Genomic DNA, 15,469 nt, shown 5'->3' on the forward strand with positions numbered 1-15,469 from the left:
CTTACCTCCAAAATGGATCTGAAATTTTTTCGTAGTGTCTGTTTTTGAGAATATCCGGAACAGTATCAACAGAGGGGAATTCTTCTGCTATTTCTTCACAAAGACACCAAAGAAGTTTATCGCCCATAATATCAGCATACTTTCCTCTTAATGCCTTCTCATACCATTCAATCAAGTTGTTTTCTGTTACAATACTCTGAATGTGACTGCGCCATCCAATCTGAGTGAGAAGCGAAACAATAATTGCTCTCTCTGCATCCTTGCAAACAATTACAACACGATCACTGGATACACTGTTAACAATATTTTCAGCCAATTCAACATCCAAGCTCAAGTGCTTAATTTGGATAGCTGGTCCCCAGTTAGAGTACATATCCAACCCACGGTCGGCGGCATTAGTCACACCCACACGATAAACTTTAGCATCTTGGATATAACTCGGATTAGAGAAGTCGATGCACATAATCATCTTAGCGAAATCTACAAATTCAGCTAAAATCTCAAAGTTTTCGGAATCAACGGACACTTCTACCTGCAACTTTAATGTTTCTACCAATGTGGAAAACAAAGCGTAAACGATGATTTCGTAAATTTTATCAAGGCTTCGTTTAAGCCCCGGCTCCTGCCGGAAAGAATCAATAAATCTTTTTACGCTAAAATCTTCCTTCTTGACTTCTAAGCAATAATTCAATGCGTCAGACAACTGACTGTGTTTATTTGTAAAACGCCTGTAAATATACGCTTCGACAGCACCATTGGTTCTTCGGTTTTCTTTTCCAAGCTCATTAACAAGTACTGGTGGGATAGCAGTATCGTTGAAAAGATCATCTTGGAACTTTGCACTGCTTGTGCATACCCGTCCGAGTAGAACCTGACATACATCGTCACGCCATTTTTTGCTTTTCGTTCGGTAGTCCTCAAGATTAAGCAAGTTGATATCTTGTCTTGTACGGTCACGATAGAGAATTTCTGCAATCTGTATTGGCTTGTACAAATGAACTCTAGACTTGCGGATAACTGCATCCAATGCTTCCTTTGCTTCGTTTCTATTTGGCATTGTTTCCACCTCCGTTTAATTGTTTATTAGCTTCGTATTCTTTGAGGGCTACCATCATTTGTCCTGCGACAGCTTTAATAACTGGAACAGCAACAGAATTCCCGCACTGCTTTTTTACTTTTCCGTAAGATACCACAACCTTGTATGTATCGGGGAATCCTTGAATTCTTAGCATTTCTCTTTCGGTAGGTCTACGCTCATCGTTAATTAGAATATAGTTAGCTGATGCGCCAGCTCTTAGTGCCGAGGAATATGGATGGGGGGTAATTGAACCAGCCATATTTTCGTGAGAAATGTAAGGTTTAGGATAGTTTTTATCTTTCAAGCGTTCAAGTCGAGATTCACGAATAGCATCACGAACATAATATTTCTCATCTACATCTTGTTCGAGAATATCAGTAAGCTTTTGCTTTTTTTCATCCGGCACTGGGTCTGGAAAAACAAATTTTACATCATCCAGAAAACCAACTATGATAATTCGTTCCCTTTTTTGAGGAACACCATAATCTAAGGCATTCAGCACTTTTGCGTACACATGATAGCCTAAATTCTCAAGATGCTCCTTAATTACCCTAAAGGTATTCCCACCATCATGTGCGGTAAGATTTCTGACATTTTCGAGCATAAATGCTGGTGGGCGTTTCTCTTTCAGTATTCGTTCAATATCGAAGAACAGCGTTCCACAAGTTTCATTAGAAAAGCCCTCTTTTTTTCCTATAATGGAAAAGGCTTGGCAAGGAAAACCAGCCAAAAGAATATCAAAGTCCGGAATATCCTGCGCTTCAATTTTTGTAATATCTCCAGACGGATGTTCTCCAAAATTTGCTTCATATGTTTTACAAGCGTCCTCATCGAATTCAGATGAAAACACGCAATGACCACCAACAGACTCAAAGCCTAATCTTATTCCGCCAATTCCAGCGAATAAGTCTATGAATCTGAAATTATCCCAGTTCATGTATCTATCTCCTTTCAGCGCAAAACGTATCGTTATTATTATAGCGCTATAATAGCGCTATTATAGCGCTTTTCAAGGTGCTATGATAATTATTTACACTCACAATACTTACAGATTCGGGGGCAAGCACCTTTGTATTCCTTTATGTATAGTCATTTTTAAATAAATCCCGATTGTAAAATCATTTGGTCTAAGTTAAGTGTTGAGTGATTTCTCCAAAAACGTTTAAGGTTAGCCCAGAGCTTTTCTATGGGATTCAAGTCAGGGGAGTATGGCGGAAGAAATAATAGTGTAATATGGTGCTTTAATGAGATTTCTTTAAGATAATCGCTTTTATGAAAGGTAGCATTATCAAGTACTACTACGCTATTCCCAGGCAACTCAGGAATAAGTTGCTCTTCAAACCACGTATTAAATACCTCACTATTACAAGAACCTGAAAACAGCATAGGAGCAATACATTTTTTATCAAGATAACCTGCGACTAAAGAGGTGCGAATACTTCTTGTCCCTTTCTGATAATCAAAGACTTTAGAGCCTCTTTTATTTCTTCCATAATCCCGTTGCGTTGTTGAATCGAATCCAGTTTCATCAATGTAGACTATCGGTCTATTATTTGAAAAATACTTATACCAACGTTTTAAAAAAGATCGCCTTTTATCAGGAGATTTCAAGCTTTCACGGTATCTTAAAGTCTTTTTTACGCGTGATTTTCATTTTTTTCAATGAATGTGTAATGGAGCCAATACTGACACCAAAGTGTGATGCGATCTCTTTGAGGAAAGCATCTGGATGTTGTTCAAGAAAATCACTTAATTGTTTGTAAGTATATCTTTGCGGCGTACGCTCTCGTGTCTTCTTAGCTTCATATATAGTAGGTGTCTTCAACCATTCGTAGACAGTTGAAGGATGAACGCAAAATCTGCGTGCAGCCTCAGCTTTGCTACCGCCTTCAGCAACAAAATCAAGGACTCGTTTTCTTAAATCTTTTCCATAGCTCATAAGGAGTATTATATAGGAGTTTATTTATAAATAGCTATACAAAGAGAGTTTCAAGAAACTCCTTGGTTTCTCAATGATAAAGAAGATGTACGTTCTTCTTATTACCTAGAAGAAGTGGCCACAGAATTTGATATTCAAGGATTAGAATTAGATTGGGTATGTGTCGCTTGGGATCTAGACCTACAAATAGATGAAAATAGATGGGACTATCGAAGCTTCGTAGGCACGAAATGGAATAATATTAATAAACTTGAGGATCAAGCCTTTAGGCTCAATGCATATCGAGTACTATTAACAAGGGCGCGGCAAGGTATGATCATTTATATCCCTCAAGGGGACACTGATGATCATACCCGCCCACCTGAGGCGTATGAGAAAATATACCAATACTTAAAGCAATTTGCGGAAGTAATTGAGTAACAATTTATTCAATATAAACACTTATAATTCCCCCTACTTCAACTCCGAACCTAATAGCGATTGCTTAGCGATATGCGGTTTCATTTTTCCCATTACGTGCATTTCACAAGGGCGACAGTTAAATTTGAGCGTGTACTCTTCCCCTTTGTGTGAAAGGGTTAGCGGCGTTGGTTTAACCTGTCCTTGTACACCGGTTACGCCGATAGTCTGTTTAGGGCAGAGATTATAAGAGAAGCGAAGACAATGTTTCGTGATCATTACCGGCACTTCGCCAAGTTCTTCGTGGGCTTCATAGGCCGGCTCAATCATCTTCACGCCGTGTTTAAAGTAGAATTCTCTCGCTTTATCATTATAAACATTCGCTAGGAAACTGAGCTCCTCAAAGGGGAAAACTGCAGGCGGATCCACCGGCGCTTTACGACTCCCACGAACATAATTGTGGCGAATCGCCTCCTCTAAGGCTTCAATCGCTTCCCGGCGTAATTGATTAATCATACTCACCGGAATAAAGGGGATTTCAGAGAGCTGAATCTGATGATCGAGTAATAAGAAACCACTGCCCCCAAATTTCTGTAAATTCTTCTCTAACGTCGCAAGCCCTTTTTCAGGATCTTTCGCTAATTCAAACTTCCCAGATAGAGTTGCATACCCATAATGCCCCTCCGGCGTAAAGAGCTCAAGGCGATAGTCCGCTTCATCTTGACTAAAGATCAGAGAAACCTCTAATAGGCGTTCTGCCGAATCTTTGGTTAATAGCTGACTCCAGACTTGATCGTGATTGCGATTAAGCGGATGTTTTTTCTGAATATTCGCTCGCTCTGTAACAAACTCTGCCGGCATCTCATTGGGATATACGAGATAATGATTCTCCCCAATTTTATCCGCTCGATTAACGGCAAATCCTACTACTTCCCGCTTAATTTGAATATTGAGTCCATCACCATTAGCCAAGGGTTCTGTGGTTTTCACTTCAATAAAGTTCTTTTTGACATCCAAAATATGCCCAATAGGTAAGCCGACAAATTTAGGCGAATCAAAAGCGCCAATATCCCCCTTACGAGCATTGACAAAATAATCGGTACTGCCACGATTAAAGGTCTTATCAGGATTGGGCTCAAAATGATGAATCACTTTGCCATAAGAGGCTCGCGTAAAGGCCGGATTTTGTTCCATATAGCGATCTAATAGACGGCGATAGTGAGCAGTGATATTTTTCACATAGGCCATATCTTTATAGCGCCCTTCAATTTTGAATGAGCGAATCCCTGCTTCAATAAGCGCATCAATATTATTCGATTGATTATTATCTTTCATCGACAATAGATGTTTATCAAAAGCAATCACCCGCCCTTCACTATCTTTGAGGGTATAAGGAAGACGACAGGCTTGTGAGCAATCACCCCGATTGGCCGAACGTCCTGTTTCTGCGTGTGAGATATAACATTGTCCCGAGAATGCCACACAGAGCGCGCCGTGAACAAAAAATTCTAATGCGGTATCAGGACGCGCCTCGTGAATCGCCCGTATCTCTTTAAGGCTTAATTCCCGGGCAAGTACCAATTGAGAGAAGCCCACATCGGCCATAAACTTCGCTTTATCCAATGTGCGAATATCTGTTTGGGTTGATGCGTGTAGCTCAATCGGCGGTAGATCGAGTTCAAGCAAGCCCATATCCTGAATAATCAGCGAATCTACGCCGGCATCGTAGAGTTCATAGATCAATTTACGGGCCGATTCCAACTCGTTATCGTGCAAAATGGTATTGAGTGCAATAAAGACCTTCGCATTAAAACGATGTGCAAAGTCCGTTAAACGCGCAATCTCGGCAACATCATTCTCCGCCGCGTGCCGAGCACCAAATTCAGGTCCACCAAGATAGACTGCATCAGCGCCGTGAATAATCGCCGCTCTTGCAATTTCAGTATTACGGGCAGGACTTAATAACTCTAATTCGTGGGATAAAAGGCTCATCTTTCTCGCTACAACTCAAATAGGATTTAATAATCGGATTTACTAATAAAATTTCAATCACACTCAAAATAAAATAGTGGCAGATCAATTAGAAAGATCCCACAAATTGCGGGATCTTCTACTGATACTCTATGCGCTATAGGATACTAAGAATCGAGAAAGTTTGCAGATTTTTAGACTCCTTCAAGAGATCATTCTCTTGATCAATCCATTCTCATTAAGAGACCGCCATTACCGCATTTCAAAATATTCACAATGCAGATAACGGTGCGGTGCTAATCCTTTAAGGGATAGTTGTCGACTAATCGCCTTGGCAATGCCGGTCGGACCACAGAACCAAACTGAAGTATCGGCATCAAAAGGCAGTGTTGCAAAATCTAAATGTCCTTGATCATCACTATAGTGCAGATGTAATGTCACATTCGCCTTTTCCGCAAGCGCTTGTAATTCCGTTAACATCAGTGCTTCCTCTGAATTACGAACCAAATAATAGAGGGTAATCGCTTTTTGACGACTCTCTAGTTGCTGATTGTCTCGTTGTAAAGATTCTAACCAAGCGATAAAAGGGGTAATTCCAACACCACCGGCAACCCAGAGCTGTTTGGGAAGCGTCGAGCTCATCGAGAAGAATCGACCATAAGGGCCTTCAATAATCAGTTCATCGCCCACTTGCCAACGCTTAGATATTTTCCGCGTATAATGCCCTAGCGCTTTGATTGCAAAACAGATCGTCTGATCTTTGCGAGTCATCGATGCGATTGTGAAAGGATGTTTCTCCCGATATCGAGGATGCTGTACAAAGGCATATTGTCCCGCTTGATGATTCCAATCTCTCGGCATCTCACAAGTGACTACCGCCGTTTTAGCGACAAAGTCGAGCTCCGTAATCGTCGCTTGATAACGGCGTTTTTGACCAATTCGCCCCAATATCGCAATGATCGCACTATAGATCCCAAACGCCATTAAGAGCAACATCACAATCCCAACCGGTTCAGTCCAATAACGCGCCGGCGATAAGACTAAAGCGTGAAAGACAACGCCGATAAAAAAGAGCCCCATCAATTTATGAAGCAAGCGCCAAAAGCGATAAGGGAAACGTTTTAAGAGCGTAATCACCAACATAATGACAAAGGCGTAGAAGAGAATCTCCCCCATATCTTTTGCTAGAGATTGCATTCCATCGAAAATCCATAATTTCGGATCTTTCGGCTTGGGACCTTGTTCAAAAAAAGGTTTTAAGATTCCTTTACTGAGCTTCATCCCATAATGCAATATCACAAAGACAATGGACCAAATTCCAAGCCATTTATGGGCATAATAGATCTTATCCATTCCGCCAAAGAGCCACTCTAATTTCGGCGGACGAAGCGCTAAAATCATAATAATCCCCATTGGAATAAAGGCGAGTATCCCTGTTAAATTGATCAACTCCTTGCGCCAGAGCCAAACGCCCCAATCAGAAGCTTGAAACCGAAACAGCACATCTACGCCCCATAGTAGTAGTGCAAATAGGAAAATGGTAATAATGATTGTTTTCTCACGACGCATAAGGGTCTCTCTATTATTATGATTTTTGAAAGTATTTTCTGAAGTTTTAGATTAAAACGTGAATCTTAAGAAATACTTAAAATAAAAATGGAAATACCATTATAACTATCTATTTTTAAATATCTTTTTATGAAAATAGTTCTCAATAAATAATAAGAGTGATTCGTAATTTTATTTGAGAATGTTTGAGAATGATCGCAGATGATTGCGATATTTTTATCCCCCTTTTATCTTCATCCAGAAAAAGAGCTAAAAATCGTGAAGATCTTTAGCTCTCGTATATCGTCAATTGGGTTTACAAAAAAATGGTTTTTAAGCAATTCGTATGCGATTTTAAAAAGAAGATAAAACTGTTCTAAACAACGCTTGCAAGATGCCGGATAGAACAGCTTCCTTACCTTGATCAGCTGATGCTCCGGCATTGAAATAATGCTTATTTTGAACCCCTTTTTTATATTCTGCGCCCCATCTATCAATCCTGCCCATCAAATGCTGTTAATCAACCTTGTGATAAGCTTGAATTAATTGTAAACCACGCGCTTCATCATAACCGTGAATCTCTTTCACATCGAGTTTACGCATAAAATCAATCGCATCTTGGGTAATTACCTGCCCCGGCACTAAGATCGGGAACCCCGGCGGATAAGGGATGACCATCTTCGCGGAAATCATCTCAGGTCCATTGATCAGGCGCTGATCACACTCCTCGCTACAAAGCTTAATATAATCACACTGCTCGGCATCCCAACTCGCGAAAAAGGCGGTACGAATATCACCCTCTACGGCAACTTCGCCGGCGACATCTTCCCGATATTGTGGGGCGAAATGGCTAAAGTTAGGTAGATCAGGCACATCTTCCATTAAACTTGCCACTTTCTCCTCAAAGAGCGCCACAAAATCAGGGCCGGAATGCCGTATCTGCTCCTCAATCTCAAGCGAGATTGTTAAGAGTACATTAATGAGATGCGCCACATCACTACGGGTATTATTGATATTTGATTGAATCAGAATTGAATTTCGAGAGGTTTTATTCACCTGAATATTAAAGCGATCAGCTAAGAGATTCTTAAATTCCGTCCCATTTAACCCCGCACGACCACACACCAAGGTCATTCTTGTGGGATCTAAGAAGAACTCATCCTCGGCAATACTCTGCGCTAAGCTGTGCCAATTATCTTTGGTAGCAAAATAATCCGCATAGCCCGTCACCCGAAGCTCAGGCGGAATCATCTCCGCCGGCGTTAAGATTGAGAAATATTTAGCAATCACAGGATGATTGGCAATTTGGGTCCGAATATCTAAGGCGATCTGTAACGCATTAGATACCAAGCGATACCCTTCAAGCTCCATCTGCCGGCGGGCAAGATCCAACGTTGCAATAATTTGTTGATTGGGGCTTGTAGTTGCGTGGGTAAAAATCGCCTCTTTCAATTGTGGTTCAATGGCATAAAATTGCACATCTTTTACCAATATCATCGATGCTTGTCGCAGTGCCGAGAGCGATTTATGTGTTGAGTTTGTCTGATAAACCCGAATTTTCACCTGCTTTGGATCAGGAATTAGGCGAGTATTGAGCAATACTTCATCGCTAGGATTCTCCCCTAACTGTAACTGCTGTGCCCGATAGCTCTCTTCTGCTTTTGCAGTTTGTAGCCAATATTCGATATCTTCTGCCGCACCCATCGCCGTACGAGGCCGTAAAAATGGGGACCAATGCGCAAATCCAAACCACGCTTCATCCCACAAGAACACCAAATCAGGCTTAATCGCTAAACACTCTTCCATCACTCGGCGCGTATTATAGACGTGACCATCAAAAGTACAGTTAGTTAAATCGACCACTTTAACCCGATCTAACTTCCCTTCTCGTTTGAGATTTAAGAGCGCCCGTTTAATCTCAATGAGCGGAACTGCCCCATACATCGAGTATTCCCTCATTGGGTACGCTTCCACATAATAAGGTTTCAATCCGCCTAACACCATCGCATAGTGGTGAGATTTATGGCAATTTCGATCCACTACAATAATATCGCCGGGCTTCGCTATCGCCATTAGCACAATCTTATTAGAGGTACTTGTACCATTCGTGACAAAGTAGCAATGGTCAGCACCAAAGGCTCGCGCCGCTTTCTCTTGGGCAATCTTAATATTACCGGTGGGTTCTAAGAGACTATCTAACCCGCCTGTTGTCGCCGAGGATTCCGCTAAGAAGAGATTTTTACCATAAAATTCTCCCATATCGCTAATCCAATCCGAATTAAAGATCGACTTCCCTCGGGCAATGGGTAATGCGTGGAAAGTACTAATCGGCCGCTTGGTATACTCTTTGAGATTGTCAAAGAAAGGCGTTTGATAACGATCACGAATGCCCTCCAAAATCGAAAGATGCAGATCTAACACATCTTCAGAAGCATAGATAATTCGGCGAATCTGCTGTGCTCTCTCATCGCTTGATACTTCCTCTGAATAGCGATCAGAAACGAGATAGAGATCTAACTCAGGGCGATAATGGCTCAAGGTATCCACTAATTGCAAGGCTAAATGCGCTTCATCCGTTTGATCTACTTGCCCATCTAAATGGGTCAAGGCCGGCAATAAAAAAGGAACCGGATGCTTAGCGTCATAATCAATATTATCGTAGATAATCACGCTATTGATATTGCCATTGAGAATCACCGCAGAATAGGCATCTTGATAGCTCTCTACGTAGACAATTTCATAGATAAAATCATCTTCATTTCGGCGTTGCTCCATAAAATCTTCGAGTAACGATTCTGCATAGCGATGTTGATTACTCGCCACGACTAAAACTTCAAAGTAAGGACGATTATGATGCCCCTGCTTTTTACGCTCCCGCTCCTCAGAATGAAGCTGAAACTCATTGGGCGTGTAATCTTCCGATTTATAATCCCGCGTTAAAATCGCCAAAGAGACTTCAGAGATCAAGGTTTCCGCTAATTCACTATCATCTTCCTCAATCGCTTCTTCGATTTGCGCAAGTAGTTTCGCGCCGGGGAAAGCATAAAATGTCTCAAGATTGGCTAATTTAGCAAACTCTCGTAACACCGCTTCATTGGTAATGGTTTGATGTTGCCATTGCTGTACTGTTTCCAATAGTTGTCGCCAAAGATCTGGGCGAATCATCCCTACGGCAAAGGCCGAATCTTCAGGTTCTATACGAGACATTTGCGGTTGCTGTTCCATCTATGATCCTTTTCCTCTGATACCTAATCGGATATTAGGTCAATCAATCGTTACGGTAAAATGTGATTTATAGTAATGTCGGTTCAAAATAAGCTTATTTAAATTCCGGCGAATCGGCTGTAATAAGTAAGGAAGCGATTATCCGGCATATTGCAAGTGTTGTTTAAAACCAGTTCCCTTAAACCAAATTTACTATAAAATTAATTCATTAAGCGCACTATTATAACACCCTTATTTCAGAGAACAGGGGTTTGATCTGACTATTATAAATCGCTCTGATACCGATCACGATTCCTGCCTTTGATCAGCTGTATGACATCCCTCATTACATAAAAAGAGCACCCTAAGGTGCCCTTAAACGTCTCAACTTATAGTAATGTCGGTTCAAAATAAGCTGATTCAAATGCCGGCGCATCAGCTGATCGAGGCGAGGAAGCTATTCTATTCGGCATCTTGCAAGTGTTGTTGAATACGGTTTGATATTCTTTTAAAGTGCCACTAGCGACATAAAAAACATTTTTCTTATTTTCTTAAACCACATTGACTATAAAATCATTGCGCTTGGCAAGAGGTATTGCCGGTACGATGATTGATCGCACCATTTTTAATTAAGAGTTGTTGCATCTCCTCATAGCCATTTTGGCAAGCATAGCTTAAAGCGCTCTGATTATAAGAGGGGCGCGCAGGATTCGTTTCTGTGGTGACTTTATTAAGATCAGCCCCTTGATCGATAAGATATTGCACCACATCTAACCGGTTATTGCTCGCCGCTACCATCACTAATGATTCACCATCATCTTCATAAGAAGTATCGTTAATATCATATTGATCTTTCAATGCTTCGTGTAGCTTCTTCACGATATTGACATTTTTCCCTAATACCGCTGATTTAAGCGTATGATAAACATCACCTTTATCGGTCGCCCAAAGATTCGCATCATTCGCTAACAGGAAATCCACCATATCTTCATAACCAATAAATGCAGCCCAACCAAGCGCCGTTTGATCAAGGCTTCCCACATCTTTCGCCTCAATATCTTGCCCATTAGCCACCATTGCTTTAACAGTATCAAGATCGCCCCGCTTCACCGCATCAAACCACTTTGCATCAGGGCCTGTTGACGGCGTAGTATAGAATACGCGATGCTTTAATTTGGTATCGCTCGCAATATCTTGCATCTCTTCTAAAGTATAGCGAAAACTCCCCGCTTGCGCTTCAAGCGCCGTCGGCGCTACTTCAATAACCTCTACCGCTGTCGTTGCTTCCTGTGCATTCACTGTCAACATCAACGACATTACGGCGGTCGCTAACAGGCTCTTCATTGCTACTTTTTTCATAAATTAACCTCTCTAATTTTAATATTAAATACAACAATATTGACTAATTAGTAACTTTAGGCATACATATCGATTCAATATTTTTATAACGTTACGCACTACCATTGAATTATTTCAAGATAACACAGCTTTCATCAAGATACTCATTCGATATAGAAAATCTCTTACTCCTCAAAGGAGCAGATAAACTTTTTTCACTTATTTTAAATCTAAATTTACCTTTAATTGACAAAGGTCAATATTTGCTTTGTTAAGCTCATAGATACAAAAAACATTATTATCTTAATAACAAAAATGGAGCAGAATCGATTATGAATCACGATATTCCAAACGATACTTCCCGTCGAAAATTTTTGATAAGTGGATGTGCTGTATCTGCCATGATGCTGTTACCCTCGTTAACATTTGCACAATCCTCCTCTAATCAAGATGCCGATCTACAACTTGCTAATTTTCTAACCAATAAAACGCTTGATCCTCAATTAGTCCATCGAGCCTTTGATGCCTTATCCAAGGCCGATAGTACATTCCGTACAAGCGCTTTGGAGCTTTCAGCTTATATTCAAGATAAAGGTTTCTCAAATATCGATGCTTTAAAAAATGATGCACTTTTTAAGCAACTACATGAGAAAACTGCCAAAGATATCATCTCTGTTTTCTACCTTGGTTATGCCGGAACCCCCATCCAACAACGAGCACATGATGGTGTTCAATTCGTCACATACACTGAAATTGAGACATTTAAACTAACGCAAAAATATACCCCCATTCCTGGTTACTCTCGCTGGACTACCAACTATTGGGCAACACTACCTAAAGCGTAATCAATTTCAATATAGGATATAGAACAATGAGTACAAAAATATATGATGCTGATGTGATCGTCATCGGTTCCGGAGCAGTGGGATCAAATGTGGCGAATGAACTCGCAATGAAAGGAAAATCGGTTATTTTACTCGAAGCAGGCCCTAGCGTTCCTCGCTGGAAGCTGCTGGAAAATTTTAAAAACTCTGGCCGCCATTATGACCGTAATAATGCCTATCCTAATAATCCTTGGGCACCGACTAGTAACCAAGAGGGATATTTAGAAAATATAGGGTCATTTAATATGATGCCGGGTATGCTAAAACTTGTAGGGGGAACTACGGCTCACTGGGGAGGCGCTACCTGGCGTTATACTCCGAGTGACTTTAAAATGAAATCGCTCTATGGCGTCGGTCGAGATTGGCCAATGACCTATGAAGATTTAGAACCTTATTATGTTCGTGCTGAATATGCGATTGGCGTTGCAGGAAATGATCTTGAAGATCAATCCGGCGTCAATCCAGGGAAAGCATTCCCACCTCGCTCAAAACCATATCCAATTGAGCCAGAAGCCGATATTTACATGACAACAAAGATTAAAGAAGCATTACAGCCCGCAGGAATTGCCGTAATTCATGAACCCACGGTGAGAATTCCTAAATCATACGATGGTCGCCCAGGCTGCCAAGGCAACAATAACTGTGATCAGATCTGCCCAATTGGTACGCTCTATAATGGTTCAGTTCATGCCATGCGTTCTGTTCGTAATGGAGCAAAGCTCATTACGGAAGCTGTTGTTCATAAAATTATTGTCGGTAAAGATAATAAAATTGAAGCAATCAAATATCTTAAACCCGATGGTAGCGAATATACATTAACAGCTAAAGCATTCGTTATTGCAGCGCATAGTTTTGAATCAGCAAAATTATTAATGATGAATGATGTTGCAAATTCATCAGATATGGTCGGTCGAAACCTCATGGATCACGTAGGTATCTCTATGAATTTCCTCGCAAAAGAACCAATGTGGATGGGACGTGGACCTGTACAACAAGCCACTGTTAATCAATGGCGTGAAGGAGATTTTAGATCTCAATACTCTGCCAATAAACATAGTTTTGCGAATAATAACCCTCAGGTAGATATTGCGGCTAAATTAATTGCGCAAGGTTATATGGGGACAGAGCTTGATGAAAAGATCATGGATTGGTCATCTCGCTGGGTCTCTATCTACACATTCTTTGAACAATTACCGGATCCTCGTAATCGCATTATGCCAAATCCAAATTGGAAAGATAGCCTTGGACTTCCTGGTATTAAGATCAATTATGATGTCGATAGTTATGTACAACGTGGCGCAGAAGTGGCAAAGGATCAATATCGTCTGATTACCCGTTTGATGGGAGGAGAATCACTCACCATTAATACTGATTGGGAAAATCATGATCACCTGATGGGAACGCTCATTATGGGGGATAATCCTAAAGATTCCGTCACAAATCATGAAGGCCGTACATTTGATCATGACAATCTCTTTATTGCCTCTGTTGGATTAATTCCGGCCGGTGGCGTTGTCAATCCAACCTTATCAGCGATTGCTCTTGGTATTCGCACAGCAGATATCATTGCAAGGGAGGTATAAGCGATGAAAGTCACTCAACTTACACAATTGATCACCAGCGCAGTACTTGTTGGACTATCCTCAATCAGCCTCTCTTTTGCCCAAGCCAATACGGAAGTTGATACAACCCTTATTAAAAAAGGGGAATATCTCTCTATTGCAGGGGACTGTGCCGCTTGTCATACAACATCAGCTGATGCGCCATATGCCGGGGGATTAGTATTTGCAATGCCAATGGGGGACATTATCTCCACTAATATTACCCCCTCAAAAGAATACGGTATTGGTAACTGGTCATTAGAAGCATTTGCTAAGGCCGTTCGTAAAGGGGTTCGCCCAGATGGAAGTCACCTCTATCCCGCAATGCCTTATACGGCCTATGCAACAGTCACGGATGATGATATTAAAGCGCTTTATGCCTACTTCATGAACCAAAAGCCAATTGATAAAGCACCGGACAAAGTTACACAACTCAAATTCCCATTCAACCTTCCAGGAGCAATGGCTATTTGGGATGGTTTATTTGCCAAAAATGAGCCTTTTACACCAGATCCTAATCTTTCGGATATTGAGAATCGCGGTAAATATCTTGTGGATGGTTTAATGCACTGCTCAACTTGTCATACTCCACGTAACCAGTTGCTAGCAGAAAATTATCAGCAATATCTATCAGGTGGCGATGCCGGTGGTTGGCATGCGCCGAACATTACATCTGATAAAGTATCCGGGATTGGGAACTGGAGTAAAGAAGAGCTCTTTACTTACTTGAAAACAGGAAAAGTTATTGGAAAATCTACTGCAGCAGGTCCTATGGCTGAAGCAGTAGATAAGAGCTTTGCCTTAATGAAGGATGAGGATATTCGGGCTGTTACAGAGTATCTTCAAAAAGTTCCGGCTATTTCGCAAAAATCGCAAGAAGCGCCAGCCTACTCTTTCGAGGGACAAAAAGTTGTATGGAGTGATTACGAAATCTATCCATCAACCGATAATCAATCTGAAGCCAATAGAGATCATTCTACACTCGATGGAGCCATCCTCTATAATCAAGCATGCTCAAGCTGTCATGGTATTAATGGGGAAGGTTCATTAGACCATCACACACCGGCACTGACACATAATAGTACCGTTGGGCGTGCAGATCGCACTAATCTTGTCATGAAAATTATGCAAGGAGTCACGCGCGAAGATGGGAAAACCCACGAAGTGACAACTCTTATGCCTGCATTTGCAAAATCGCATACAGAAATTTACTCGTGGCTTGAAAATGACCAAATTGCAGCTGTGACCAACTATGTCACTAAAACCTTTGGGGATGGGAAAGAAACGCTTTCTGTCAATGATGTAGAACTCATCGCTAAAGGCGGCGAATCACCGTTCTTAATCCGTCATGCCTCTTTACTAGCGGTGATTGGGTTTATTGTCGGTGCACTACTGATTCTATATATTTTAAAATTGATATTCTTTAGAAAAAAATAAGATTCATTATTACAAATACTTGTAGATAATCTTTTTTACAAATCTATCACGTAACAATCCCCTTAGTAGC

General features: G+C 41.0%; 12 protein-coding genes. 4 read left to right on the plus strand and 8 right to left on the minus strand.

Annotation, left to right across the window (positions count from 1 at the left end):
- Position 1 precedes the first annotated feature (1 nt).
- The 4 genes from DC083_RS04705 to DC083_RS04720 all read right to left on the minus strand — a co-directional run bounded on the left by DC083_RS04705 (position 2) and on the right by DC083_RS04720 (position 3,017).
- A complete protein-coding gene (locus DC083_RS04705) occupies positions 2-1,057 on the minus strand; it encodes a HaeII family restriction endonuclease (RefSeq protein WP_109189091.1) in 1,056 nt (351 codons plus the stop codon).
- Positions 1,047-2,015: a DNA cytosine methyltransferase gene (locus tag DC083_RS04710; protein WP_109189092.1), complete on the minus strand. Its 969-nt coding sequence runs from the start codon at positions 2,013-2,015 to the stop codon at positions 1,047-1,049. Before DC083_RS04710 ends, DC083_RS04705 begins: the two co-directional genes overlap by 11 nt.
- Positions 2,016-2,173: 158 nt before the next feature.
- Entirely contained in the window at positions 2,174-2,689 is a 516-nt protein-coding gene (locus tag DC083_RS04715; RefSeq protein ID WP_109189093.1) for an IS630 family transposase, read from the minus strand.
- A gap of 4 nt (positions 2,690-2,693) precedes the next feature.
- Entirely contained in the window at positions 2,694-3,017 is a 324-nt protein-coding gene (locus DC083_RS04720) for an IS630 transposase-related protein (RefSeq protein ID WP_109189094.1), read from the minus strand.
- A 36-nt stretch (positions 3,018-3,053) separates the two neighbouring features.
- Here DC083_RS04720 and DC083_RS04725 point away from each other — a divergent pair, with 36 nt between their 5' ends.
- The gene (locus DC083_RS04725; protein WP_275667310.1) at positions 3,054-3,437 is read left to right on the plus strand and encodes a DNA/RNA helicase domain-containing protein; all 384 of its coding nucleotides are present in this window, start codon (positions 3,054-3,056) and stop codon (positions 3,435-3,437) included.
- A gap of 33 nt (positions 3,438-3,470) precedes the next feature.
- Here DC083_RS04725 and DC083_RS04730 read toward each other — a convergent pair whose 3' ends face one another.
- The 4 genes from DC083_RS04730 to DC083_RS04745 form a co-directional block, all read right to left on the minus strand.
- On the minus strand, positions 3,471-5,408 hold the full coding sequence (locus DC083_RS04730; protein WP_109189096.1) for a peptidase U32 family protein: 1,938 nt from the start codon (positions 5,406-5,408) through the stop codon (positions 3,471-3,473).
- A 231-nt stretch (positions 5,409-5,639) separates the two neighbouring features.
- Positions 5,640-6,956: a ferredoxin reductase family protein gene (locus DC083_RS04735; protein WP_109189097.1), complete on the minus strand. Its 1,317-nt coding sequence runs from the start codon at positions 6,954-6,956 to the stop codon at positions 5,640-5,642.
- Positions 6,957-7,451: 495 nt separating this feature from the next.
- On the minus strand, positions 7,452-10,160 hold the full coding sequence (locus DC083_RS04740; protein ID WP_229822465.1) for an aminotransferase class I/II-fold pyridoxal phosphate-dependent enzyme: 2,709 nt from the start codon (positions 10,158-10,160) through the stop codon (positions 7,452-7,454).
- Between the two features lie 552 nt (positions 10,161-10,712).
- Positions 10,713-11,498, minus strand: a complete 786-nt coding sequence (locus DC083_RS04745; RefSeq protein WP_109189098.1) for an ankyrin repeat domain-containing protein — start codon at positions 11,496-11,498, stop codon at positions 10,713-10,715.
- A gap of 311 nt (positions 11,499-11,809) precedes the next feature.
- Between DC083_RS04745 and DC083_RS04750 the strand changes: the two genes are divergently transcribed.
- The 3 genes from DC083_RS04750 to DC083_RS04760 are packed head-to-tail and all read left to right on the plus strand — an operon-like array spanning position 11,810 to position 15,399.
- Positions 11,810-12,322 (plus strand): sugar dehydrogenase complex small subunit, encoded by a 513-nt coding sequence (locus DC083_RS04750; protein ID WP_109189099.1) that lies wholly within the window; start codon positions 11,810-11,812, stop codon positions 12,320-12,322.
- A 26-nt stretch (positions 12,323-12,348) separates the two neighbouring features.
- Positions 12,349-13,944: a GMC family oxidoreductase gene (locus DC083_RS04755; protein WP_109189100.1), complete on the plus strand. Its 1,596-nt coding sequence runs from the start codon at positions 12,349-12,351 to the stop codon at positions 13,942-13,944.
- 3 nt (positions 13,945-13,947) lie between these two features.
- A complete protein-coding gene (locus DC083_RS04760) occupies positions 13,948-15,399 on the plus strand; it encodes a c-type cytochrome (RefSeq protein WP_109189101.1) in 1,452 nt (483 codons plus the stop codon).
- Positions 15,400-15,469: the final 70 nt, after the last annotated feature.

The organism is Ignatzschineria ureiclastica (assembly GCF_003121845.1).
GTDB classification, from domain to species: Bacteria; Pseudomonadota; Gammaproteobacteria; order Cardiobacteriales; family Wohlfahrtiimonadaceae; genus Ignatzschineria; species Ignatzschineria ureiclastica.

Excerpts from the sequence above, each read along its gene's own strand:
- DC083_RS04705 (WP_109189091.1), bottom strand. The coding sequence starts at position 1,057 with ATGCCAAATAGAAACGAAGCAAAGGAAGCATTGGATGCAGTTATCCGC.
- DC083_RS04710 (WP_109189092.1), bottom strand. The coding sequence starts at position 2,015 with ATGAACTGGGATAATTTCAGATTCATAGACTTATTCGCTGGAATTGGC.
- DC083_RS04720 (WP_109189094.1), bottom strand. The coding sequence starts at position 3,017 with ATGAGCTATGGAAAAGATTTAAGAAAACGAGTCCTTGATTTTGTTGCT.
- DC083_RS04730 (WP_109189096.1), bottom strand. The coding sequence starts at position 5,408 with ATGAGCCTTTTATCCCACGAATTAGAGTTATTAAGTCCTGCCCGTAAT.
- DC083_RS04735 (WP_109189097.1), bottom strand. The coding sequence starts at position 6,956 with ATGCGTCGTGAGAAAACAATCATTATTACCATTTTCCTATTTGCACTA.
- DC083_RS04740 (WP_229822465.1), bottom strand. The coding sequence starts at position 10,160 with ATGGAACAGCAACCGCAAATGTCTCGTATAGAACCTGAAGATTCGGCC.
- DC083_RS04745 (WP_109189098.1), bottom strand. The coding sequence starts at position 11,498 with ATGAAAAAAGTAGCAATGAAGAGCCTGTTAGCGACCGCCGTAATGTCG.
- DC083_RS04750 (WP_109189099.1), top strand. The coding sequence starts at position 11,810 with ATGAATCACGATATTCCAAACGATACTTCCCGTCGAAAATTTTTGATA.
- DC083_RS04755 (WP_109189100.1), top strand. The coding sequence starts at position 12,349 with ATGAGTACAAAAATATATGATGCTGATGTGATCGTCATCGGTTCCGGA.
- DC083_RS04760 (WP_109189101.1), top strand. The coding sequence starts at position 13,948 with ATGAAAGTCACTCAACTTACACAATTGATCACCAGCGCAGTACTTGTT.